The sequence below is a fragment of the Burkholderia metallica genome (genome assembly GCF_902832845.1).
GTDB lineage: Bacteria > Pseudomonadota > Gammaproteobacteria > Burkholderiales > Burkholderiaceae > Burkholderia > Burkholderia metallica.
Genome location: NZ_CADFDB010000003.1, coordinates 474,748 through 497,230, shown reverse-complemented (window position 1 = coordinate 497,230; position 22,483 = coordinate 474,748). Strand labels below are relative to the sequence as shown.

21 protein-coding genes are annotated in these 22,483 nt (G+C 68.3%); 12 read left to right on the top strand and 9 right to left on the bottom strand.

Annotated elements, in window-relative coordinates; translation table 11 throughout:
* Positions 1 to 18 precede the first annotated feature (18 nt).
* Genes HWX08_RS12400 through thiL form a run of 3 tightly spaced genes read right to left on the bottom strand, consistent with a single transcriptional unit; the run spans position 19 to position 2,093 of the window.
* The gene (locus tag HWX08_RS12400; protein WP_069255738.1) at positions 19 to 519 is read right to left on the bottom strand and encodes a CinA family protein; all 501 of its coding nucleotides are present in this window, start codon (positions 517 to 519) and stop codon (positions 19 to 21) included.
* A gap of 31 nt (positions 520 to 550) precedes the next feature.
* Positions 551 to 1,105, bottom strand: coding sequence for a phosphatidylglycerophosphatase A family protein (locus HWX08_RS12395; RefSeq protein ID WP_069255739.1), 555 nt, complete (start codon positions 1,103 to 1,105; stop codon positions 551 to 553).
* Positions 1,095 to 2,093, bottom strand: coding sequence for a thiamine-phosphate kinase (gene thiL / locus HWX08_RS12390; protein ID WP_174921806.1), 999 nt, complete (start codon positions 2,091 to 2,093; stop codon positions 1,095 to 1,097). Before thiL ends, HWX08_RS12395 begins: the two co-directional genes overlap by 11 nt.
* 176 nt (positions 2,094 to 2,269) lie before the next feature.
* Here thiL and HWX08_RS12385 point away from each other — a divergent pair, with 176 nt between their 5' ends.
* The 5 genes from HWX08_RS12385 (at position 2,270) to HWX08_RS12365 (ending at position 7,866) form a co-directional block, all read left to right on the top strand.
* Positions 2,270 to 4,570, top strand: a complete 2,301-nt coding sequence (locus HWX08_RS12385) for an NADP-dependent malic enzyme (RefSeq protein WP_069255741.1) — start codon at positions 2,270 to 2,272, stop codon at positions 4,568 to 4,570.
* A 378-nt stretch (positions 4,571 to 4,948) separates the two neighbouring features.
* The gene (locus tag HWX08_RS12380; protein ID WP_039339266.1) at positions 4,949 to 5,380 is read left to right on the top strand and encodes a guanyl-specific ribonuclease; all 432 of its coding nucleotides are present in this window, start codon (positions 4,949 to 4,951) and stop codon (positions 5,378 to 5,380) included.
* 16 nt (positions 5,381 to 5,396) lie between these two features.
* Positions 5,397 to 5,960 (top strand): barstar family protein, encoded by a 564-nt coding sequence (locus HWX08_RS12375; protein ID WP_069255742.1) that lies wholly within the window; start codon positions 5,397 to 5,399, stop codon positions 5,958 to 5,960.
* Between the two features lie 218 nt (positions 5,961 to 6,178).
* A complete protein-coding gene (locus HWX08_RS12370; RefSeq protein ID WP_174921805.1) occupies positions 6,179 to 6,916 on the top strand; it encodes a hypothetical protein in 738 nt (245 codons plus the stop codon).
* A gap of 116 nt (positions 6,917 to 7,032) precedes the next feature.
* A complete protein-coding gene (locus HWX08_RS12365) occupies positions 7,033 to 7,866 on the top strand; it encodes a hypothetical protein (protein WP_174921804.1) in 834 nt (277 codons plus the stop codon).
* Between the two features lie 43 nt (positions 7,867 to 7,909).
* Here HWX08_RS12365 and HWX08_RS12360 read toward each other — a convergent pair whose 3' ends face one another.
* The 3 genes from HWX08_RS12360 to speE all read right to left on the bottom strand — a co-directional run bounded on the left by HWX08_RS12360 (position 7,910) and on the right by speE (position 10,129).
* Complete coding sequence (locus HWX08_RS12360; protein WP_174921803.1) at positions 7,910 to 8,677, bottom strand: 16S rRNA (uracil(1498)-N(3))-methyltransferase; 768 nt, start codon at positions 8,675 to 8,677, stop codon at positions 7,910 to 7,912.
* A 17-nt stretch (positions 8,678 to 8,694) separates the two neighbouring features.
* On the bottom strand, positions 8,695 to 9,111 hold the full coding sequence (locus HWX08_RS12355) for a VOC family protein (protein ID WP_069255745.1): 417 nt from the start codon (positions 9,109 to 9,111) through the stop codon (positions 8,695 to 8,697).
* A gap of 160 nt (positions 9,112 to 9,271) precedes the next feature.
* Positions 9,272 to 10,129 carry a polyamine aminopropyltransferase gene (gene speE / locus HWX08_RS12350; RefSeq protein WP_069255746.1) on the bottom strand — a complete coding sequence of 286 codons (858 nt, stop codon included), beginning with the start codon at positions 10,127 to 10,129 and terminating at the stop codon, positions 9,272 to 9,274.
* 215 nt (positions 10,130 to 10,344) lie between these two features.
* On the opposite strand from speE, the gene tkt reads away from it, so the two are divergent.
* The gene (gene tkt / locus HWX08_RS12345) at positions 10,345 to 12,420 is read left to right on the top strand and encodes a transketolase (RefSeq protein ID WP_069255747.1); all 2,076 of its coding nucleotides are present in this window, start codon (positions 10,345 to 10,347) and stop codon (positions 12,418 to 12,420) included.
* 87 nt (positions 12,421 to 12,507) lie between these two features.
* Complete coding sequence (gap, locus tag HWX08_RS12340; protein ID WP_069255748.1) at positions 12,508 to 13,518, top strand: type I glyceraldehyde-3-phosphate dehydrogenase; 1,011 nt, start codon at positions 12,508 to 12,510, stop codon at positions 13,516 to 13,518.
* A gap of 91 nt (positions 13,519 to 13,609) precedes the next feature.
* Here gap and HWX08_RS12335 read toward each other — a convergent pair whose 3' ends face one another.
* The gene (locus HWX08_RS12335) at positions 13,610 to 14,512 is read right to left on the bottom strand and encodes a LysR family transcriptional regulator (RefSeq protein WP_174921802.1); all 903 of its coding nucleotides are present in this window, start codon (positions 14,510 to 14,512) and stop codon (positions 13,610 to 13,612) included.
* Positions 14,513 to 14,661: 149 nt separating this feature from the next.
* Between HWX08_RS12335 and HWX08_RS12330 the strand changes: the two genes are divergently transcribed.
* Positions 14,662 to 15,435 (top strand): SDR family NAD(P)-dependent oxidoreductase, encoded by a 774-nt coding sequence (locus HWX08_RS12330; protein ID WP_069257931.1) that lies wholly within the window; start codon positions 14,662 to 14,664, stop codon positions 15,433 to 15,435.
* A 16-nt stretch (positions 15,436 to 15,451) separates the two neighbouring features.
* A complete protein-coding gene (locus tag HWX08_RS12325; RefSeq protein ID WP_174921801.1) occupies positions 15,452 to 16,510 on the top strand; it encodes an L-idonate 5-dehydrogenase in 1,059 nt (352 codons plus the stop codon).
* A 125-nt stretch (positions 16,511 to 16,635) separates the two neighbouring features.
* Here the strand turns inward: HWX08_RS12325 and HWX08_RS12320 are convergent, their stop codons facing one another.
* A complete protein-coding gene (locus HWX08_RS12320) occupies positions 16,636 to 17,835 on the bottom strand; it encodes an MFS transporter (RefSeq protein WP_174921800.1) in 1,200 nt (399 codons plus the stop codon).
* A 316-nt stretch (positions 17,836 to 18,151) separates the two neighbouring features.
* Here HWX08_RS12320 and cynR point away from each other — a divergent pair, with 316 nt between their 5' ends.
* The gene (gene cynR, locus HWX08_RS12315; protein ID WP_069255752.1) at positions 18,152 to 19,042 is read left to right on the top strand and encodes a transcriptional regulator CynR; all 891 of its coding nucleotides are present in this window, start codon (positions 18,152 to 18,154) and stop codon (positions 19,040 to 19,042) included.
* Between the two features lie 58 nt (positions 19,043 to 19,100).
* Here cynR and HWX08_RS12310 read toward each other — a convergent pair whose 3' ends face one another.
* The gene (locus HWX08_RS12310; protein WP_076605863.1) at positions 19,101 to 19,823 is read right to left on the bottom strand and encodes a FadR/GntR family transcriptional regulator; all 723 of its coding nucleotides are present in this window, start codon (positions 19,821 to 19,823) and stop codon (positions 19,101 to 19,103) included.
* 212 nt (positions 19,824 to 20,035) lie between these two features.
* On the opposite strand from HWX08_RS12310, the gene HWX08_RS12305 reads away from it, so the two are divergent.
* Positions 20,036 to 21,358 (top strand): C4-dicarboxylate transporter DctA, encoded by a 1,323-nt coding sequence (locus tag HWX08_RS12305; RefSeq protein ID WP_107314683.1) that lies wholly within the window; start codon positions 20,036 to 20,038, stop codon positions 21,356 to 21,358.
* A gap of 103 nt (positions 21,359 to 21,461) precedes the next feature.
* Complete coding sequence (gene alc, locus HWX08_RS12300) at positions 21,462 to 22,469, top strand: allantoicase (RefSeq protein WP_069255755.1); 1,008 nt, start codon at positions 21,462 to 21,464, stop codon at positions 22,467 to 22,469.
* Positions 22,470 to 22,483 lie beyond the last annotated feature (14 nt).

The following is a 22,483-nucleotide window of genomic DNA, read 5'->3' as shown; positions in this document are numbered from 1 at the left end:
GTAGACGCCCCGGCCCGGTCAGCCCTCGCGCTCGTCGAGCAGCTTCAGCAGCCCGCGCAGCGCATGCGCGGCCGCCTGCGTGCGGATCTGCTCGCGGTCGCCCTTGAACACCAACGTCTCGACGTCGGTATGCAGCCGGTTGCTCCAGCCGAACGACACGGTGCCGACCGGCTTCTTCTCGCTGCCGCCGGCGGGGCCCGCGATGCCGGTCACGGACAGCGCGACCTGCGCGCGGCTGTTGCGCAGCGCGCCTTCGGCCATCGCGCGCGCGACGGGCTCGCTGACGGCGCCGTGCTTGTCGATCAGCTCGGGCGGCACTCCGATCATCTCGATCTTGGCCTGGTTCGAATACGTGACGAAGCCGCGCTCGAACCACTGGCTGCTGCCGGAGATGTCGGTGATCGCGGCGGCGATCATGCCGCCGGTGCAGGATTCGGCGGTGGCGAGCGCGAGGTGCTCGTCACGCAGCTTGTTGCCTGCGCGGATCGCAAGCTGATGGACGACGGAATCGGTTGGCATGCGCGTCGGGAAACGGGAGTCGGGAAATCGGTCAGCCGGCGACGGAGCGCCACAGGGCGATCACGAGCAGCGTCATGAACGCGGCGACGAGGTCGTCGACCATGATGCCGACGCCGCCTTTCAGGCGACGGTCGAAGTAGCGGATCGGCGGCGGCTTGAGCATGTCGAAGAAGCGGAACACGACGAACGCCCACAGCTGGCCGATGAAGGTCGCGGGCGTGACGAACAGCATCACGAGCCAGATCGCGACGATCTCGTCCCACACGACGGCGCCCGGATCGGCCGTGCCCATCTTCGTCGCGGTGAAACCGGTGACCCACGTGCCCGCCGCGACGCCGACCGCGATCAGCGCCCACCATTCGGGCACCGTCAGGTAGCGGTTGAGCACGACGAACGTGAGCCAGCCGAACAGCGAGCCGAACGTGCCGGGCATGATCGGCGCGAGCCCGCTGCCGAAGCCGAGCGACACGAGGTGCGCCGGGTGCGACAGCATGAAGCGCGCGGTCGCGCGCTGCGGCGCGTGGCTGCCGGATGCGGCGGCGCCGGGTTCGGCTGCGGCTTGCGCGGGCGTCGGGTCAGTCTGCATGGAAGTGGTCGAAGCCGTGCAACGTGAGGGCGAGGGGCGCGCCGGCGGCGTCGCGCCACGCGATCGCGGGCTGCTCCGACGGCGCGGACAACGCGCGTATTGTACCGATTCGCGTGACCGCCACGCCGGCCGTCCTGCCCGCCGCGTCGACCGCCGCGCGGGCCGCGGCCGGCGCGGTGAAGCAGAGTTCGTAGTCGTCGCCGCCGGCCAGCGTGCAGCGGCGCTGCACGTCGGGCGGCAGCGTCGCGAGCGCGGCCGAGCGCGGCACCGCGTCGGCATCGATCTCGGCACGCACGTTCGAGCGGACGAGGATGTGCTGCAGGTCGCCGGCGAGGCCGTCCGAGATGTCGAGCGCCGCGTGCGCGACGCCCGCGAGCCCGAGGCCGAGCGCGATGCGCGGCTCGGGGCGCTCGAGCGCGCGTCGGAACGCAGCCGCTTCGTTCGCGCCGGCCGCCCATTCGCCGCGCGCGACGCCGAGCCCCGCGCGGGCATCGCCGAGCGTGCCCGACACCCACACGTCGTCGCCGTCGCGCGCGGCGTCGCGGCGCAGCGCAGCATCGGGCGCGACTTCGCCGAACACGGTCACGCACAGGTTCAGCGGCCCGCTCGTCGTGTCGCCGCCGATCAGCTCGCAGCCGTAGCGTTCCGCGAGCGCGAACAGTCCGTTGCTGAACGCTTCCAGCCACGCCGCGTCGGCGCGCGGCAACGCGCACGCGAGCGTGAACGCGCGCGGCTCGGCGCCCATCGCCGCAAGGTCGGACAGGTTGACCGCGAGCGTCTTGTGGCCGAGCGCGTCGGGCGCGACGTCGGGGAAGAAGTGGCGGCCTTCCACCAGCATGTCCGTCGAAATCGCCAGCAATTTCCCGGATCGGGGCGCGATCAACGCGCAATCGTCACCGATGCCGAGCGTCGACGCACGGGCGCCCTGCGCGGCGCGGCGCGTGAAGAAGCGTTCGATCAGCGAAAACTCGGAGAGGGCGGCTGGCACGGCGGGTGACCCGAAAGGTGGAAGGGAACGGCATTGTACGAGGCGAACGGCGGCGCTTCCGCACCATTCGGACCATTTTTGTCGCGGCTGTTGCACCCGAATCGCCGGGCTGGCGGCCGATGATTGGCGCTACAATGCCGTCGAACAGTTATTCTAATCCGCCCGTCACGAGACACATGTCGACCCAAGCCTCCTCCAAAGCCAAGCTCCGCGAAGCCGCTCTCGACTATCACGAATTCCCCACTCCCGGGAAGATCGCGATCGCGCCGACCAAGCAGATGATCAACCAGCGCGACCTCGCGCTCGCCTACTCGCCCGGTGTGGCGTTCGCGTGCGAGGAGATCGTCGAGAATCCGCTCAACGCGGCGCGCTTCACCGCGCGCAGCAACCTGGTCGGGGTCGTGACGAACGGCACGGCGGTGCTCGGTCTCGGCAACATCGGTCCGCTCGCGTCGAAGCCGGTGATGGAAGGCAAGGCGGTGCTGTTCAAGAAGTTCGCCGGCATCGACGTGTTCGACATCGAGTTGAACGAGTCGGACCCGCACAAGCTCGTCGACGTGATTGCCGCGCTGGAGCCGACCTTCGGCGGGATCAACCTGGAAGACATCAAGGCGCCCGACTGCTTCATCGTCGAGCGCGAGTGCCGCAAGCGGATGAAGATCCCGGTGTTCCACGACGACCAGCACGGCACCGCGATCGTCGTGGCCGCGGCCGTCACGAACGGCCTGAAGGTCGTCGGCAAGGACATCAAGAAGGTGAAGCTCGTCGCGTCCGGCGCGGGCGCGGCCGCGCTCGCGTGTCTCGACCTGCTGGTCGACATCGGCCTGCCGATCGAGAACATTCTGGTGACCGACCTGGCCGGCGTGGTCTACAAGGGCCGCACCGAACTGATGGACCCGGACAAGGAGCGTTTCGCCCGCGAAACGGAAGCGCGGACGCTGGCCGAAGTGATCGACGGCGCGGACATCTTCCTCGGCCTGTCGGCCGCGGGCGTGCTGAAGCCGGAGATGGTGAAGGGCATGGCCGAGCGCCCGCTGATCCTCGCGCTCGCGAACCCGACGCCGGAAATCCTGCCGGAAGCGGCGCTCGAAGTGCGCCCCGACGCAATTCTCGCGACCGGCCGCACCGACTACCCGAATCAGGTCAACAACGTCCTGTGCTTCCCGTTCATCTTCCGCGGCGCGCTCGACGTCGGCGCGACGACGATCACCCGTGAAATGGAGATCGCCGCCGTCAACGCGATCGCCGAACTCGCGCAGCAGGAGCAGAGCGACATCGTCGCGACCGCGTATGGCATCCAGGACTTGTCGTTCGGGCCCGAATACCTGATTCCGAAGCCGTTCGATCCGCGCCTGATCGTGAAGATCGCGCCGGCCGTCGCGCAGGCCGCGATGGACGGCGGCGTTGCGACGCGCCCGATCGAGGACATGGAGGCGTACCGCGTCCACCTCCAGCAGTTCGTGTATCACAGCGGCACGACGATGAAGCCGATCTTCCAGATCGCGCGCGCCGCGCCGGAAGAGAAGAAGCGCGTGGTGTTCGCGGAAGGCGAAGAAGAGCGCGTGTTGCGTGCCGTTCAGATCATCGTCGACGAAAAACTCGCGACGCCGATCCTGATCGGCCGCCCCTCGGTGATCGAGCACCGTATCCAGCGCTATGGCCTGCGTCTGAATCCGGGCGTCGACTTCACGGTCGTCAACACCGAGCACGACGAGCGCTACCGCGACTTCTGGCAGACGTATTACAAGCTGATGGCGCGCAAGGGCATCAGCGAGCAGCTCGCGCGCGTCGAGATGCGCCGCCGCACGACGCTGATCGGCGCGATGCTGGTGAAGAAGGGCGAAGCGGACGGGATGATCTGCGGCACGATCAGCACCACGCACCGCCACCTGCATTTCATCGACCAGGTGATCGGCAAGCGCGCCGGCTGCAGCGTGTACGCGGCGATGAACGGCCTCGTGCTGCCGGGCCGCCAGATTTTCCTCGTCGACACGCACGTGAACGTCGATCCGACCCCGGAGGAACTGGCCGAGATCACGATCATGGCCGCGGAAGAAGTGCGCCGCTTCGGCATCGAGCCGAAGGTCGCGCTGCTGTCGCACTCGAATTTCGGCACGAGCAACGCACCTTCGGCGAAGAAGATGCGCGATACGCTCGCGATCCTGCAGGAACGCGCGCCGGAGCTGAAGGTGGACGGCGAGATGCACGGTGACGTCGCGCTCGACGCGGCGCTGCGCAAGGAAATCCTGCCGGAATCGACGCTGGAAGGCGACGCGAACCTGCTGATCCTGCCGAACATCGACGCCGCGAACATCGCGTACAACCTGCTGAAGACTGCCGCGGGCAACAATATCGCGATCGGGCCGATCCTGCTGGGCGCGGCCCAGCCGGTGCACGTGCTGACCGAATCGGCGACCGTTCGCCGCATCGTCAACATGGCGGCGCTGCTGGTCGCCGACGTGAACGCCGCGCGCTGAGCAAAAACGAACGCGCCAGGCCGGTCGAACCGGCGTGGCGCGGCGGGCGAAATTGTAAACAAAAGCAAAAAGAGGCGTGCCCACCGTGGGCACGCCGTCGGGCAGGGCGCAAACGCGCTTCCCTCAAAGCAACAGCAGCATCTCTCCACTCCGGGTAGCGAGCGCGGCAAGGAGGCAGGGTCTTGCCATACGAGAGATGCCGCCCGTATTTTATCCTATGTAAGATAAATGTAGTTTAAATTCGGTAAGAAATTCGTAAATCCGGGCGACGTCAGGCTTTCGATTCCCAAACGGACATTGATTCGCGCGCCCAATAACGCTACGCTAACGCCTTTGTTGGTCGTCAACTACTTGATTTAACAGCGGGAACCCTGGTTCATGGCACGCAAGTGGCTCCGCAACGGCGCGCTCGCGTCCGTCTTCGCGATGTTCGCGATGGGTATCGTCGGCACGCCGACGGGCAGTCTGGTTTCCGCCGCTTACGCACGGGAGGCCGTACCGGCCGACGTGGCGGCGAGCGGGCTCGATACGATTCCGACCGCCCGTCTTCCGCGCGAGGCCGTGACCACGCTGGGCCTGATAAGCGCCGGCGGCCCCTATCCGTACGAGAAAGACGGCGTCGTATTTGGCAACCGCGAGCGGATCCTGCCGAAAGCGAAGCGCGGCTACTACCATGAATACACGGTGCCCACGCCGCGCGCCCGCAATCGCGGTGCGCGCCGGATCGTCTGCGGCGGCCCATTGCGCCGGATCGACAACTGTTATTACACGGGCGACCACTACAACAGTTTTAAACGTATTGTTGAATGACTTCGGGACGAATGGCATGAGCGACTCCATCTACGCGCACGAAACGGCGGCGGCGGAACTGTTCGCGGCCGGCGACGGCAACCTGTTTCAGCGCGTGATCCAACTGCACGCGGCGGCGCAGGCTGGCGGCACGCCGGAGCAACCGGAAGCCGAGCCCGGGCTTTCATCGAACGAGGAGCCTATGAGCCTTTTCACGACCGTGCGACCCAATCTCGTGCAGTCGATCCGCGCGTTCCGCGTGCAGGATCTTGCCGACGAAGCCGGCCGGCTCGGCCAGCATTTCCTGTATGCGTATTGCGGCGCCGCGCAGTCGAAGCAGGAAGTGATGGAAACGATCGCGACGTCGTTCCTGTTCCCGAAACATTTCGGGAAGAACTATGACGCGTTGTACGACTCCCTGACCGACCTCGTCGCGAAGGCCGGCGCGCAGCCCGGTTTCGTGATCGTCCTCGAAGGGCTGCCGATCGCGCAGAAGTTCGACAAGGAAGGCCGCGAGACGCTGCTCGACGTGTTCCGCGAGGCGGCCGAATTCTGGGCCGAGCGCAAGGTCGCGTTCCGCGTGTTCTACTCGTTCGCATAAGCGCGCGTCGGCCCGCGCCGATTCACCGAAACATCCGTCAAAAGCCCGCTTCGCGCGGGCTTTTTTGCGTTTGCGCGCGTCGCTCGCCGTTTCGCCAGCGCGGGCTGGCCGACAAAAGCCTTTCATCGCGTACTTTTTTCCGCGACAATCGGTCAGCCCGGCCGCGGCCACCGCGCCGGGCGCACAACACCAATCATTCGAGAGAGGGCCGTTCTCCCATGACCGCTACCCGATTCGCGGCGCCCGCCCGTCTGCGCGATCCGTTCGTTTGCGCGCTGGCCGCCTGCGCACTGTCGCTCGGCGTCCTGCCGGCGGCGCACGCCGCGTCGCTCACGCCCGAACAGACGGTCGACGTCTATCTCGGCGCCATCATCAACAACGACGCGGCCAAGGTCGAGCAATTCAACGCGGCGGTGCGCGCGGCCGCCGAACCGAAGGATGCCGCGAACAGGGTGCTGCCGGTCAACATGTACGGCGAGATGCGCGAGCAGATGCTCGGACAGACGCTCGCGTCGATGTCGGATGCCGGGCGCGAGGCACTGGCGCCGGCGCTCGACTCGATGCTGGTCGCGTACACGGGTGCGTTGCAGCGCGCGCAATGCAAGGCCACCGGCGTGAAGCGCACGCCGCGTGCCGGCGGCGACGGGCAGGAACGCGCGACGGTCGGGTTCGAGTGCAAGGTGGCCGACGTCACACCGCCTGGCGCCGCCATCATGAATGCCGGCAAGGACGCGAAAACCGATCAGCAGCGCTTCGCGGCGACCAAGACGGCGTTCATTGCCGTGGCGCGCGCGTTCGACGACGCACCGGCCAGGCGGCGCATCACCGGGCAGGTGGAACTGGTCGGTTCGGACAGCAAGGGCTGGACGACCGACAGCCCCGAAAGCCTGCTGAAGCCCGTCGTCGACGCGCTGTCGGGCCCGGTCGTCGCGGCGGTCGCCGCGAGCCGGCAATGACTGCGCCGCGCCGGCCCGATCAGTGCGCCGGACGGCGAGGCTGGTCGACGAGCGACGACATTCGGGCCGTCGGCGTGATTCGCGGGCGAGCCGGATCTGCGAACGGAGAGCGAACGATGGGGACTTTCATGCGAGGGCTGCTGGTGGCCGCAGCCGTGATGTCGATGTGCGGCACGGCCGCAGCGGAGACCGTCGCCACCGAGCCGGTTCTCGTGCCGGTTTCACCGGCCGCGCATGCGGCCGTCGAACGGTTGCTTGCCGACCTGCGCACGCGCTCGACGCCCGATCAGTACGCGGCGGTGGCCGGCGCGATTCACGCGTCGCCGGCGCTGGCCGCGCAGCTCGACGAGCTGATCGAGGGCGGCCTGCTGACGCGCATCGAGGTCGACGGCGACGCCCCCGAGTCCGGCACGAAGGCCGCCGCACGGCGCAACGCGAGCGTGTGGATCCTGACGCCCGCGTTCATCGCGAACCAGGCGCCGCGGCGCCTGTTCGACGTCGTGCACGAGGACGACATCCTGCCGGACAACATGGTGTTCGCGCTCGGCTACATGGCCTGGCGCGCGAAGCACGACGCCGACGTCAGTCGCGCGTCCGACGTGCTGCGGCGGGCGTCGGGCGGCGGCACGGACGCGCAGAAGCGGCAATGGGTCGACATGAACATGCGGCTCGACGCCGGGGGTTACATCCAGGGCTGGAACGACACGGTGGATGCCTCGACGTTTCAGCACGACGGCCGGCCGATCAGCATCGTGCAGGCCGTGCAGATGATGATGAACCTGCGCTACCGCGGCCCGCTGATCAAGGCGATCCGGGCAACGCCGCCTGCTCCGAGGTTGCGGATCACCGCGCCGGCGCTCGAGCCCGACGCGGGCAACCTCGACGCGCTGGTGGCGGCGCTCCAGACCTCGCCCGTCGTCGATATCGAGCCGTTGAACGCGGCACGCTGACGCGCGGCGGCGCGTACCGCTGTCATGCGGCCGCGCATCATCGTCACCACCCGCCCCAGCGCGCGGCGAGCGCCGCGAGCACGGCCGCGCCGGCCGTCTCGGTGCGCAGCACGCGCGGGCCCAGCGACAGCGCGGTGAACCCGCGTGCGCGTGCCGCGTTTTCCTCGTCGGGCGACAGCCCGCCTTCCGGCCCGATCAGCAGCGTGACGGCGGCTGCAGGCGGTGCGTCGGGCAGCGACGCGAACGGGATGCTCGCGCGCGGCGACAGCAGCAGCCGCAGCTCGCCGTCGGCCGGTGCGGCCGGCAGCGTATCGAGCCACGCGTGGAAGCCGGCCACCGGCGCGACGTCGGGCACACGGTTGCGTCCGCATTGCTCGCACGACGCACGCACGACGCCGCGCCAGTGCGCGACGCGTTTGTCCGCGCGTTCGCCCGCGAGCTTGACGACGCCGCGCGCGGTCGACAGCGGCACGACCGCCGCGACGCCAAGCTCGACGGCCTTCTCGATCACCCAGTCCATCTTGTCGCCGCCGGCGATGCCCTGCGCGAGCGTCACGCGATAGGGCGGCTCGGCTTCGACGGGCTCGAACGTATCGATCTGCGCGAGCGCGCTGCGCTTGTCGATCTCGACGAGCCGCGCGCGGTATTGGCCGCCGGTGCCGTCGAACAGCGCGAGCACGTCGCCGGGCTGCAGGCGCAGCACCTGCACGTGGCGCGCGACGTCGGCCGGCAACGCGAGCGTGGCGTCGGCGCGCAGTGCCGCGTCGACGAAAAAGCGCGGCACGGCCGCGGTCGTGGTGGCTTCGTTCATGCGTGTTGCCGTGTCGGTCATGCGTCGAGACGGCGCCCGAGCGCCCATCGGTAGCCGTCGAGATCCTCGATCTGCGCGAACCGGTCGCCCCAGAACTGATCCTGCGGCGCGCTCAGCGATTTCGCGCCCGCGTCGAGCGCGCGCTGCCAGGTGGCGTCGACGTCGTCGACATACAGGTAGAACGACTGCGGTGCAGTGGCGTTCGCCCTTTTCGGTGTGAGCGCGGTCGAGCCGAACGCGCCCTCGGGCGCGAACATCACGATCAGCTGGCCGCGATAGGTCATCTCGACGTGCATGATCGCGCCGTCCTCGTCGTGCGCGTCGCGCAACTCGAAGCCGAATGCGGCCTTGAAGAAATCGATGGCCGCGCGCGCGTTGCGCACGGTCAGGTAAGGCGTCAACCAAGGCACGTTGGCCGGACGTGGATCGGTCATGAAAATCTCCTGTGGGGGCGCTTCGGCACGTGTTCCGATTCGATGCCTCGGCGTTCGTTCAGGCGGCGCGGCGCGCGGGACGCTTCGCCCCCGGCGCCATGCATCGCGAATCCTGCGAGGACGCGACGGGAAAACGGAAGCGATGCGGGTGCCCTGACGCTCAGCGGCGAGCGCCCAGTGTATCGCGCAGCGCGCACGGCAGGGCAAAGAGGGACGCATGCAATCGCGCGTCGTAGTAGCGCAGGCCCTGGATGCGGCGGGCGGCGAGCCGGTCGTCGATGTCGTGGGCGAACAGCGCGGCCGCGTCGAGCGTGTCGCTCGCGATCGCCATCAGCCACTGCGAGCCGTACAGCGGCACGTGCGCGGACAACGGATCGACGACCGCGAAGCTCGCGCGCAGATCGTCGAGCAGCGCGGCGATGCGCGCGGGATGGAACACCGGCGAGCCGAGGTGCATCGAGATCGCGCCGCACGGCGTGAGGATCCGCTTGAGCCGTGCATAGAACGCACGCGTATAGAGGCCGGCCGCCGGCGAATCGGGCGGCGTGAGGTCGAACACGACGAGATCGAAATGCTCGATGGTCGACTCGACGAAATGCGCTGCGTCGCCGATCACGACCTCGACGCGCGGGTCGTCGAGCGCACCCTGATGCACGTCGTCGAGATAGCGGCGCGCCATCCCGACCACCTCGTCGTCGAGTTCCGCGATCACGATCCGCTCGATGCACGCATGCTTGAGCAACTGGCGCGCGGCGCCGCCGTCGCCGCCGCCGAGCACGAGCGCCTTCTTCGGCGACGGGTGCGCGAGCGCGGCCGGGTGCGTCATGCACTCGTGATAGACGTACTCGTCGCCGACCGACGTCATCGGCCGGCCGTCCAGCGTGAACAGGCGGCCGAGCTGCGGGGTTTCCCAGACTTCGATCTGCTGGTGCGCGGACGCGACGCGCGCGAGCCGCCGCGCATTCGGGAAGCCGTAGGCGGCGTCGGGCGTAGGGTGAAAGAGAAGCGTGGTGTTCACGGGCGGGCCGCGGGGGCAGGCAGTTCCGACGCCTGAATTATAGGAGGCGGGCGGTTTGACGGAAAACCGTGCCGGAACGCTGCGCGGCGACGGGGGAAATGTCGGCCCATCTGTTAAAATGACGAGCTTTGCAGCCTCGTCCGTAGGCTCCGTCCGCTTCGCGTCCGTCAGGCGCCGCACCGCGCGCCGGGAACGATCGACGCTCGAGCTTCCGGATGCCGCCGTGCCCCCGTTTCCTCGACTCGTTCTCTGGACTCGACATGACGACTTCGTCTCCCGCCTCCACCACCCTGATGGCCAACGCGATCCGTGCGCTCGCGATGGACGCCGTCCAGCAAGCGAACTCCGGCCACCCCGGCATGCCGATGGGCATGGCCGAAATCGGCGTCGCGCTCTGGTCGCGCCACCTGAAGCACAACCCGACGAACCCGCACTGGGCCGACCGCGACCGTTTCGTGCTGTCGAACGGCCATGGCTCGATGCTGCTGTACTCGCTGCTGCACCTGACCGGCTACGACCTGCCGATCGAAGAGCTGAAGAACTTCCGCCAGCTGCACTCGAAGACGCCGGGCCACCCGGAATACGGGATCACGCCGGGTGTCGAGACGACCACCGGCCCGCTCGGCCAGGGTCTGGCGAACGCGGTCGGCATGGCGCTCGGCGAAGCGCTGATGGCCGACGAGTTCAATCGTGACGGCGCGAAGATCGTCGATCACCACACGTACGTGTTCCTCGGCGACGGCTGCCTGATGGAAGGCATCTCGCACGAAGCCTGCTCGCTCGCCGGCACGCTGAAGCTGAACAAGCTGATCGCGCTGTACGACGACAACGGCATCTCGATCGACGGCGACGTCGTGAACTGGTTCCACGACGACACCCCGAAGCGTTTCGAGGCATACGGCTGGAACGTGATCCCGAACGTGAACGGCCACGACGTCGACGCGGTCGACGCGGCGATCGCGAAGGCGAAGCTGTCGGACAAGCCGACGCTGATCTGCTGCAAGACGGTGATCGGCCAGGGCGCGGCGACCAAGGCCGGCGGCCACGACGTGCACGGCGCGGCGCTCGGCGCGGAAGAAATCGCGAAGACGCGCGCGGCACTCGGCTGGACCTGGGAGCCGTTCGTGATTCCGCAGGAAGTCTATGCGGCATGGGACGCGAAGGAAGCCGGCAAGCGTGCCGAAGCCGAATGGGACGCGACGTTCGCGCAATATCGCGCGAAGTTCCCGGCGGAAGCCGCCGAATTCGAGCGCCGGATGGCCAACAAGCTGCCGGCCGACTGGGCCGAGAAGGCCGCGGCGATCATCGCCGGCGCGAACGAGCGCGCGGAGACGGTGGCGACCCGCAAGGCGTCGCAGCAGGCGATCGAAGGCCTGGCTGCCGCGCTGCCCGAACTGCTCGGCGGCTCGGCCGACCTGACCGGTTCGAACCTGACCAACTGGAAGGCGTCGAAGGCGGTGCGCGCGAATCCGGAAGGCGCGGGCGTGCTGCTCGGCAACCACATCAACTACGGCGTGCGCGAATTCGGCATGAGCGCCGCGATCAACGGCCTCGCGCTGCACGGCGGCCACAAGCCGTTCGGCGGCACGTTCCTGACGTTCTCCGACTACAGCCGCAACGCACTGCGCGTGGCCGCGCTGATGAAGGTGCCGTCGATCTTCGTGTTCACGCACGATTCGATCGGCCTCGGCGAAGACGGCCCGACGCACCAGTCGATCGAGCACGTGTCGAGCCTGCGCCTGATCCCGAACCACGACGTGTGGCGCCCGGCCGACACGGTCGAAACGGCCGTTGCGTGGACCCACGCGGTCGCTGCCGACCGTCCGTCGAGCCTGATCTTCAGCCGCCAGAACCTCGCGTTCAACCCGCGTACCGATGCGCAGATCGCGAACATCGAGAAGGGCGGCTACGTGCTGAAGGACTGGGACGACGAAATCGTCGCGCGCAAGATCATCCTGATCGCGACGGGCTCGGAAGTCGAACTCGCGATGAAGGCCGTCGAGCCGCTCGCGCAGCAAGGCATTGCCGCACGGGTCGTGTCGATGCCGTCGACCAACGTGTTCGACCGCCAGGACGCCGAATACCGTGAGCGCGTGCTGCCGCGCGGCGTGCGCCGCGTCGCGATCGAAGCGGGCGTGACTTCGTTCTGGCACAAGTACGTCGGCCTCGAAGGCGGCGTCGTCGGGATCGACACGTTCGGCGAATCGGCGCCGGCCGGCGTGCTGTTCAAGTACTTCGGTTTCACCGTCGAGCACGTCGTCGAGACCGCGAAGGCCGTGCTGGCCAACTAAAAGCATTCGCGACGCGCGCCGCCCCCGCGCGCGTCGCACCGTGAAGCTGCACGAAACGAATTTTTTTCAGCCATCAGGAGATAGACCATGACGATTCGCGTCGCAATCAACGGCTACGGCCGTATCGGCCGCAACACGCTGCGCGCGTTTTATGAAAACGGCAAGAAGCACGATCTCGAGATCGTCGCGATCAACGACCTGGGCGATGCGAAGACCAACGCGCACCTGACCCAGTACGACACCGCGCACGGCAAGTTCCCGGGCGAAGTGTCGGTCGACGGCGACTACCTCGTCGTGAACGGCGACAAGATCCGCGTGCTGGCGAACCGTAACCCGGCCGAACTGCCGTGGGGCGAACTGGGCGTCGACGTCGTGATGGAATGCACGGGCTTCTTCACGACGAAGGAAAAGGCGAGCGCGCACCTGAAGGGCGGCGCGAAGAAGGTGATCATCTCGGCGCCGGGCGGCAAGGACGTCGACGCAACGATCGTCTACGGCGTGAACCACGACGTGCTGAAGGCCGAGCACACGGTCATCTCGAACGCATCGTGCACGACGAACTGCCTCGCGCCGCTCGTCAAGCCGCTGAACGACAAGATCGGCCTCGAAACCGGCCTGATGACGACGATCCACGCATACACGAACGACCAGGTGCTGACGGACGTCTATCACGAAGACCTGCGCCGCGCGCGTTCGGCCACGCACAGCCAGATCCCGACGAAGACGGGCGCCGCTTCGGCCGTCGGCCTCGTGCTGCCGGAACTGAACGGCAAGCTCGACGGTTACGCAATTCGCGTCCCGACGATCAACGTGTCGATCGTCGACCTGTCGTTCATCGCGAAGCGCGACACGACGGTCGAGGAAGTCAACGCGATCATGAAGGAAGCGTCGGAAGGCTCGCTGAAGGGCATCCTCGGCTACAACGACGCACCGCTGGTGTCGATCGACTTCAACCACAACCCGGCTTCGTCGACGTTCGACGCGACGCTGACCAAGGTGTCGGGCCGTCTCGTCAAGGTGTCGAGCTGGTACGACAACGAGTGGGGTTTCTCGAACCGTATGCTGGATACGGCTGTCGCATTCGCGAACGCGAAGTAATCCCGCACGTTGCGCGGCCGCCGCACGGCGGCCTGCGTGGCGAACGAGCCCGGTCCGGTTTTCCGGCCGGGCTTTTTGTTGTCCGCTGCCTTCATTGCCCGCCGCTGTTGCTCGATGCTGCCGTCACCTGCTCGAGCGCGGCGACGAACGCGCGCTTCAGCGGGCTGTCGAGATCGGTCCACGCGAGGCCGATGCCGCTGCGATGCCCGGCCAGGTCGAGCGGCCGCGCGAGCACGTTCGGCGGCAGCGCGCTGGCCGCCTCCGCCGGAATCAGTCCGATCCCCATCCCCGCCGCGACGAGCGCGAGCATCGTCGTGAATTCCCCGAACTCCTGCGCGATCTCGAGCGTCGTGCCCGCGCGGCTCAGCGCGAGCAGCATGTCGTCGTGAAAACCCGGCGCGTAGCGGCGCGCCAGCACGAACGCCGGCTGGCCGCGCAGCGCGGCCGGCGAGATCGCGTCGTGCGCGGCGAGCGGATGGTCGAGCGGCAGCGCGACGACGAAGCCTTCCTCGAGCACCACGCGCGTGTCGATGCCCGCATACGCGGCCGGCAGCCGGATCATCCCAAAATCGATTCGCCGGTCGCGCAGCGCGGCGATCTGGTTGGGCGTCGGCATGTCCTTCAGTTCCAGCGCGATCAGCGGATAGCGCTCGCGCATCGTGCGCAGCACGGCCGGCAGCAGCGCGGGCAGCACCGACGACACGAACGCGATCCGCAGCGTGCCGATTTCGCCTCGGCTCGACAGCCGCGCCATCTGTTCCGCGCGGGCGGCCTGCTGCAGCGTGGCGCGCGCTTCGGGCAGGAACACGCGCCCCGTCTCGCTCAGTTCGACCTTGTGCCGGTCGCGCTCGAACAGGCGCGCGCCGAGTTCCGCTTCGAGCGCCTTGATCTGCATGCTCAGCGCGGGCTGTACGATGAACAGGCGCTGCGCGGCGCGCCCGAAATGCAGCTCTTCCGCGAGCGTGACGAAGGCGCGCAATTGCTTGAGTTCCATGGGGGCGGGCACGCGAGAACGGTAATCAAATTTCATGATAACCGGATCAAAAAAGACCATTGGCGTGCGCCCGGCCGACAGCCGAAGATAGCTTCGACGCGAGGCTGGCCGCGCTGGGCCGCCGGCTCGATTGGCACGAGGAGACACGCATGACCCACGCGCTTGACCGGTTCCGCCTCGACGGCCGCCGCGCACTGATTACCGGTTCCGGACGCGGGATCGGGCTGACGCTCGCCCGCGGACTCGCCGAGGCGGGCGCGGCGATCGTCATCAACGATCGCAATGAAGAAAAGGCCGCGACGCGCGTGCGTGATCTGCGCGACGCAGGCTTCACGGCCGACTACGCGGTATTCGACGTAGCCGAGCACGCGCAGGTGCGCGCGGCGATCGACGATTTCGAGGCGCGCGTCGGTGCGATCGACATCCTCGTGAACAACGCCGGCATCCAGCGCCGCGCGCCGCTCGATGCGTTCGAACCCGACGACTGGCATGCGCTGATGCGCGTGAACCTCGACGGCGTGTTCAACGTCGCGCAGGCCGTCGCGCGGCACATGATCGCGCGCGGCCACGGGAAGATCATCAACATCTGTTCGGTCCAGAGCGAGCTCGCGCGGCCGACGATCGCGCCGTATGCGGCGACCAAGGGCGCGGTGCGGATGCTGACGAAGGGGATGTGCGCCGACTGGGCGCGCCACGGCATCCAGGCGAACGGCCTCGCGCCCGGCTATTTCGAAACCGAACTGAATCGCGCGCTGGTCGACGACGCGGCGTTCTCGGACTGGCTGTGCAAGCGCACGCCGGCCGGCCGCTGGGGGCGCGTCGACGAGCTGTGCGGCGCGGCGATCTTCCTCGCGTCGGCCGCGTCCGATTTCGTGAACGGCCAGACGCTGTTCGTCGACGGCGGGCTGACCGCCGCCGTTTAGGAAAGGGAGGAAAGTCATGCGTATGCGTTGCATGTGTGTCGTGATCCACGGGCCGAACGACCTGCGGGTCGAAGAGCAGGACGCGGGCGAGATCGGCCCGGGCCAGGTGCGCGTCGATGTCGCGATGGGCGGCATCTGCGGCTCCGATCTCCATTATTTCCGGCACGGCGGCTTCGGCGCGATCCGGCTGCAGCAGCCGATGGTGCTCGGCCACGAGGTGGCCGGCACGGTCGCGGAAGTCGCGCCGGACGTCACGTCGGTGAAGGTCGGCGATCGCGTCGCGGTCAATCCGAGCCGGCCGTGCGGTGCGTGCCGCTACTGCCTCGAAGGGCTGCCGAACCAGTGTCTCGACATGCGCTTCTACGGCAGCGCGATGCGGATGCCGCACGTGCAGGGCGCGTTCCGCAACGCGCTCGTGTGCGACGCGGTGCAGTGCGTGAAGGTCGCCGATCACGTGCCGCTGTCGCTCGCGGCGCTCGCCGAGCCGTTCGCGGTCGGGCTGCACGCGGTGTCGCGCGCGGGGCCGCTGATCGGCAAGCGCGTGCTCGTGTCGGGCTGCGGGCCGATCGGCGTGCTGGCGGTCGCGGCGGCGCGCGTGCACGGCGCGGCCGAGATCGTCGCGACCGACGTCGTCGACGCGCCGCTGGCCGTGGCGCGCGCGCTCGGCGCCGACCGCACGATCGATGCGGCCGCCGATCCGGGTTGGGTCGAGCGTTATGCCGCGGACAAAGGCACGTTCGACGTGATGATCGAGTGTTCGGGCAATGCACGTGCGCTGCGCGACGGGCTGGACGTGATGCGGCCGCGCGGGGTCGTCGTGCAGCTCGGGCTCGGCGGCGACGTCAGCCTGCCGCAGAACGTTGTGGTCGCGAAGGAGCTGTCGATCTGCGGATCGTTCCGCTTTCACGCGGAATTCGCGCTCGCGGTGCAACTGATCAACGCGGGGCGCGTCGACCTGCGGCCGGCCGTCACGCGCGTGTTTCCGATGCGCGACGCGAACCTCGCGTTCGAACTGGCCGGCGACCGGCAGCGCGCGATGAAGGTGCTGATCGATTTCGCGCACGAGGCCGCGTGACGGTCACGCGCTGAGGTCGGGCTGCGGCGCGCGACGGACGGTATCGACGTACGCCATCAAAAAAAGGCACGCCGCGCGAGTCGCGGGCGTGCCTTTTCGACGTACGGCCGAACCGGGCTACCGCATTACTGCGTGACCTGCCGCGTGCCGACGCGTTGCGACGCGAGCCACAGCGCGATCAGCACGCCCGCGAGCGCCGCGCCCGCGATGCACACGCCGTGCCACCCGTCGATGCCGTACGCGACGCTCGCCGCGAACGACCCGAGCGCGCCGCCGATGAAGTAGCTCGTCAGGTAGATCGTCGTCACGCGGCTGCGCGCGTTGCCGGCGAGCGCATAGATCACGCTCTGGTTCGAGATGTGCATGCCCTGCACGCCGACGTCGAGCAGCAGGATGCCCGCGATCAGCGCCGCGAGCGAGTGCGCACCGGCCGCGATCAGCGCGAACGACGCGAGCACGGCCGCCGCGAACAGCCCCGTCGCCGCATTGCCGTGGCCGCGATCGACGAGCCGGCCGGCCGACGTCGCCGCAAGCGCGCCCACCGCGCCGACGACGCCGAACAGGCCGATCTGCCCTTCGGAATAGCCGTACGGCGGCTGGCTCAGCAGGAACGTGAGGCCCGTCCACAGCAGGCTGAAGCACGCGAACACGAGCGCGCCGTAGGTGGAGCGCAGCGCGATCCGCGGTTGCGCGCGCACCAGCGCGACCAGCGACTTCATCAGCGCCGCATAGTCGACGCGCGCGTCGCGGCGATCCTTCGGCAGCTTCACGGCGAGCACGACGGTCAGCGCGAGCACCATCGCCGCGGCGATGCCGTACACCGCGCGCCAGCCGAGCCCGTCGGCGATCGCCCCGGCCGCGACGCGCGCGAGCAGGATTCCGAGCAGCAGCCCGCTCATCACGGTGCCGACCGCGCGGCCGCGCGAGCGTGCATCGGCGAGCGACGCGGCGAACGGCACGAGCAGCTGCGTCGAACACGTGACGAAGCCGACCGCGACGTTCGCCACGACGAACATCGTGAAGTTCGTGCTGAACGTGACCGCGACCAGCGCGACGACGTTGAGCATCAGCAGCCGCACGAGCAGCGTATGGCGATTGACCGCGTCGCCGAGCGGGACGATCAGCAGCAGGCTCGCCGCATAGCCGAGCTGCGTGAGCGTGACGAGATAGCCGAGCTCGGTCGGCGCGCGGCCGAAGCTGCGCGCGATCGCGGCGAGCAGCGGCTGCGCGTAGTAGATGTTGCCGATGACGATGCCGCACGCGCAGGCGAACAGCAGCGTCATGCCGCGGGTGAGGGATGGGTGGTTGTCGTGATGCGGTTCCATGGTCGAGAAAAACAGCGGCGCCGGCCGGCGGCATGGAGCCGTCGGTTGCGCGGGGTGACGGATTCGGGGCCGGCGTCGACGATTCGGCGGTGAACCGGTGCGCGCCGGGCGGATCGCGGCCGGCCCTGGAGCGGGCGGCGGATCGTCGTGCGGCGGGCGAAGGCAGGGCGGGCCCGGGCGAGCCGTTCCGGTGCGGGGGCCGCGACGACGGCGGCGCTGCACGGGAACGGATGTGCGTATGATGCGGGAATCAAACCATAGCGTCCAAGACTGGATCGTTATGGTGTTCATTGGTTAAACCAATACATCGACCGCGATGCTACTCCGCCACATCCGCTATTTCCTGGCCGTCGCCGAGCAGCGCAGTTTCACGCGCGCGGCCGACGCGCTGCACGTGTCGCAGCCGACGCTGTCGCAGCAGGTGCGCCAGCTCGAGGAAACGCTCGGCGTGCAGTTGTTCGACCGCTCGGGCCGCACGGTGCGGCTCACCGAGTTCGGCGAGGTCTATGCGCGCCACGCACGCGCCGCGCTGCACGAGCTCGATACGGGGCAGCGCGCGCTGCACGACGTCGCCGATCTCGGCAGCGGATCGTTGCGGCTCGCGATGATGCCGACCTTCGCGGCCTACCTGAGCGGCTCGCTGATCGACGCGTTCCATGCCGACTATCCGAACGTCGCGCTGTCGATCGACGCGATGCCGCAGGAGCGGATCGAGGCGCTGCTCGCCGACGATCGGCTCGACGCAGGCTTCGCATTCATGCCGCCGCGCGCGCCGGACATCGACGCACTGCCGCTGTGGGACGAGCCGCTCGCGCTCGTGACGGGCCGCACGCACCGTCTCGCGCGGCGCCGCCGTGCGGTGAGCCCGGCCGAACTCGTCGGCGAGCCGCTGGTGCTGCTGAGTCGCGCGTTCGCGACGCGCGAAAGCATCGACCGCTATTTCATCGAACAGGGCGCGCAGCCGAAGATCGCGATCGAGACGAACACGATCAGCGCGGTGCTGGAACTCGTGCGCTGCGGCCGGCTCGCGACGGTGCTGCCCGATGCGATCGCGCGCGAAAGCGCCGACCTGTGCGCGCTCGACATCGACCCGCCGCTGCCCGCGCGCACGGCCGCGCTGCTGACACGCAAGGGTGCGTATCGCAGCGTGGCGGCGCGCGCGTTCATCGAGCGTGCGCTCGCGTATCGGCGTCCGTCGGGAGGTTGACCCGTACGACCGGGCGGCATGTAAGTACAACCGGCGGACGCGTTGGCCGCCCGCATCGTCATGCGCGCGGTGTCGGGAAGAAGATGCCCGCGCGTTGCGCGGCGTTCGCGATGTGCGTTTCGATCGCGGTGCCGGCGGCCGCCGCATCGCGCGCGCTCAGCGCGTCGACGATCGCGCGGTGTTCGTGCCACGTCGACAGCAGCAGCTCGCGCCGGTAGAACGGCATGCGCTGGCTTTCCTTCATGATGTCCGCGCTGCTGCGCAGCACCGATTCGATCGCCGCGTTGCCGGCGAGATGGATGATCCGCATGTGGAAGTCGAAGTCGAGCTGCGCCGCGTCGTCGAGCGCGTTTTCGGTGAGTGCGACGTGCAGGTCGGCGAGGTTGTCCTCGAACCACGCGATGTCGTCGTCGCTGACGACGTGCGCGGCCATCCGCGCGGCGAACCCTTCGAGCGCATAGCGCATCTGGTACGTGTCGGGCGGCGACGACTGCTCGGCGAACCGCCACGCGTGCGCGGCCGTGGCCTGCGCGCTTTCGACGTACACGCCCTTGCCGGCGCGAATGCGCAGCATGCCGAGCGCTTCGAGCGTCGACAGCGCCTCGCGCAGCGACGCGCGGCTGATCTCCAGCTCCTCGGAGAGCTGGCGCTGGGCCGGCAGCAGGCTGCCGACCGGATACACGCCTGCCTCGATCCGGTCGCGGATCGTCGCGATGGCGGCGTCGGTCACGGTATGCGGAACGTTTTTCATGAGGTGAACTTTGGCCGGTCTGACCGGCATTGTAATCCGCACGCACGCGGTGCATGGCCGCCCTACGGGAAAGCCACGATCCGCCCCTTTCCGGTGCACCGGGAAGGGGCGTGCAGGGGCGGGAAATCCCTATTTTGTCCGTCCTTGACGCCACTATATCGGCTTCCTACTATCCACCATAACATCACTGGTCATACCAGTATGAACAGACGAAACTGCAACCGTTGGATCGGGAGAGCGCCGTGTCGAAATTCCTCAATTCGCTGTTTGGCCGGGTAGTCGTCGCACTTGTACTAGGGATCGCGCTCGGCGCGTTCTTTCCGCATTTCGCCGAATCGCTGCGACCGCTCGGCGACGGCTTCCTGAAGCTGATCAAGATGGTGATCGGGCCGATCGTGTTCTGCGTGGTGGTCAGCGGGATGGCCAACGCGGGCGACCTGAAGAAGGTCGGCCGGGTCGGCCTGAAGGCCGTGATCTACTTCGAGATCATGACGACGCTCGCGCTCGGCATCGGGCTCGTGCTCGCGTGGCTCACGCGCCCGGGCGTCGGGATGAACATCGACCTGCACTCGCTCGACGCGTCGTCGCTCGCGTCGTACGCGAAGAACGCCGAGAGCCTGAAGGACACGGCCGGCTACCTGATGAAGATCATCCCCGACACCGCGATCGACGCGTTCGCGAAGGGCGACATCCTGCAGATCCTCGTGTTCGCGGTGCTGTTCGGCTCCGCGCTGTCGCTGCTCGGCGACAAGGCGCAGCGCGTCAACTCGCTGATCGAGGAACTGTCGCACGTGTTCTTCCGGATCATCGGCTTCATCATCAAGCTGGCGCCGCTCGGCGTGCTCGGCGCGATCGCGTTCACGACCGGCAAGTACGGCGTCGCGTCGCTCAAGCAGCTCGGCTACCTCGTCGCGGTGTTCTACCTGAGCTGCTTCGTGTTCGTCACGGTCGTGCTCGGCGCGGTGATGCGGCTCGCCGGCTTCTCGGTGTTCAAGCTGATCCGCTATCTGCGCGAGGAACTGTCGATCGTGCTCGGCACGGCGTCGTCGGACGCGGTGCTGCCGCAGGTGATGCGCAAGCTCGAATACATGGGCGTGAAGGATTCGACGGTCGGCCTCGTGATCCCGACCGGCTATTCGTTCAACCTGGACGGCTTCTCGATCTACCTGACGCTCGCCGTGCTGTTCATCGCGCAGGCCACCAATACGCCGCTGTCGACGCATGACCTGATCGTCGTGCTGCTCGTGTCGCTCGTCACGTCGAAGGGCGCGCACGGCATCCCGGGCTCGGCGATCGTGATCCTCGCGGCGACGCTGTCGGCGATTCCCGCGATTCCGGTGCTCGGCCTCGTGCTGATCCTGCCGGTCGACTGGTTCGTCGGCATCGCCCGTGCGCTGACCAACCTGATCGGCAACTGCGTCGCGACGGTCGTCGTCGCGGTGTGGGAAAACGACATCGACCGCGCCCGTGCGAAACGCGTGCTGAACCGCGAGCTGCGCTACGTGCCGGCCGAAGAGGAAGGCCGCGCGACGCCGGTCGCCGGCGACCAGGCTCACGCGCTCTGAGCGCACCCCCGCGCGGGGCGGCTTCCCCTGGTCGTCCCGCGCAACCGCATCACGTGACCGGCGCCTCGCCGCGCCGGCACGTCATCCAAAGTCAGGAGACGACATGGCAGCCCCCATCCTCGATCCGAACGCGCCTGCGTTTACGCGGCGTTACATGAACCTCGCCGACCCGCGCATCGGGGCGCAGGCGCTCTTTGCCAGCGACGAATTCTTCGCGCCGAAGGAGCGCATGCTGAATCCCGAGCCGGCCGTGTTCATTCCCGGCAAGTACGACGATCACGGCAAGTGGATGGACGGCTGGGAAACGCGCCGCAAGCGCACGACCGGCCACGACTTCTGCGTGGTGCGGCTCGCGCGGCCGGGCGTGATCCACGGCGTCGACCTCGACACGAGCCACTTCACCGGCAATTTCCCGCCGGCCGCGTCGATCGACGCGTGCGTCGCAGCGGGCGACACGCCGCCGGACGCAGCCGAATGGCGCACGATCGTCCCGGCGACCACGCTGCAGGGCAATTCGCACCACTACGTGAGCGTCGATGATGCGCAGCCCTATACGCATCTGCGCGTGAACCTGTATCCGGACGGCGGGCTCGCACGGCTGCGCGTGTACGGCCAGCCGCAGCGCGACTGGCGTGAGGTGCCGGCCGGCGAGCTCGTCGATCTCGCGGCGATCGAGAACGGCGGCTACCTGGTGGCGGCGAACAACCAGCACTTCGGGCCGGCCTCGCAGATGCTGATGCCGGGGCGCGGCGCGAACATGGGCGACGGCTGGGAAACGCGGCGCCGCCGCGAGCCCGGCAACGACTGGGCAATCGTCGCGCTCGCGCGGCCGGGCATCATCCGGCGCGTCGAGGTCGATACCGCGTTCTTCAAGGGCAACTTCCCCGACCGCTGCTCGCTGCAGGCCGCGCGGGTCGCGGGCGGCACCGACGACTCGCTCGTCACGCAGGCGATGTTCTGGGCGGAGCTGCTGGGCGAGCAGAAGCTGCAGATGGACCACGTGCACACGTTCGACCAGCTGGCCGCGCTCGGCCCCGTCACGCACGTGCGTTTCAACATCTTCCCGGACGGCGGCGTGTCGCGCCTGCGTCTGTGGGGCGAGCCGGCTTGAAGGAGGGCGACGGC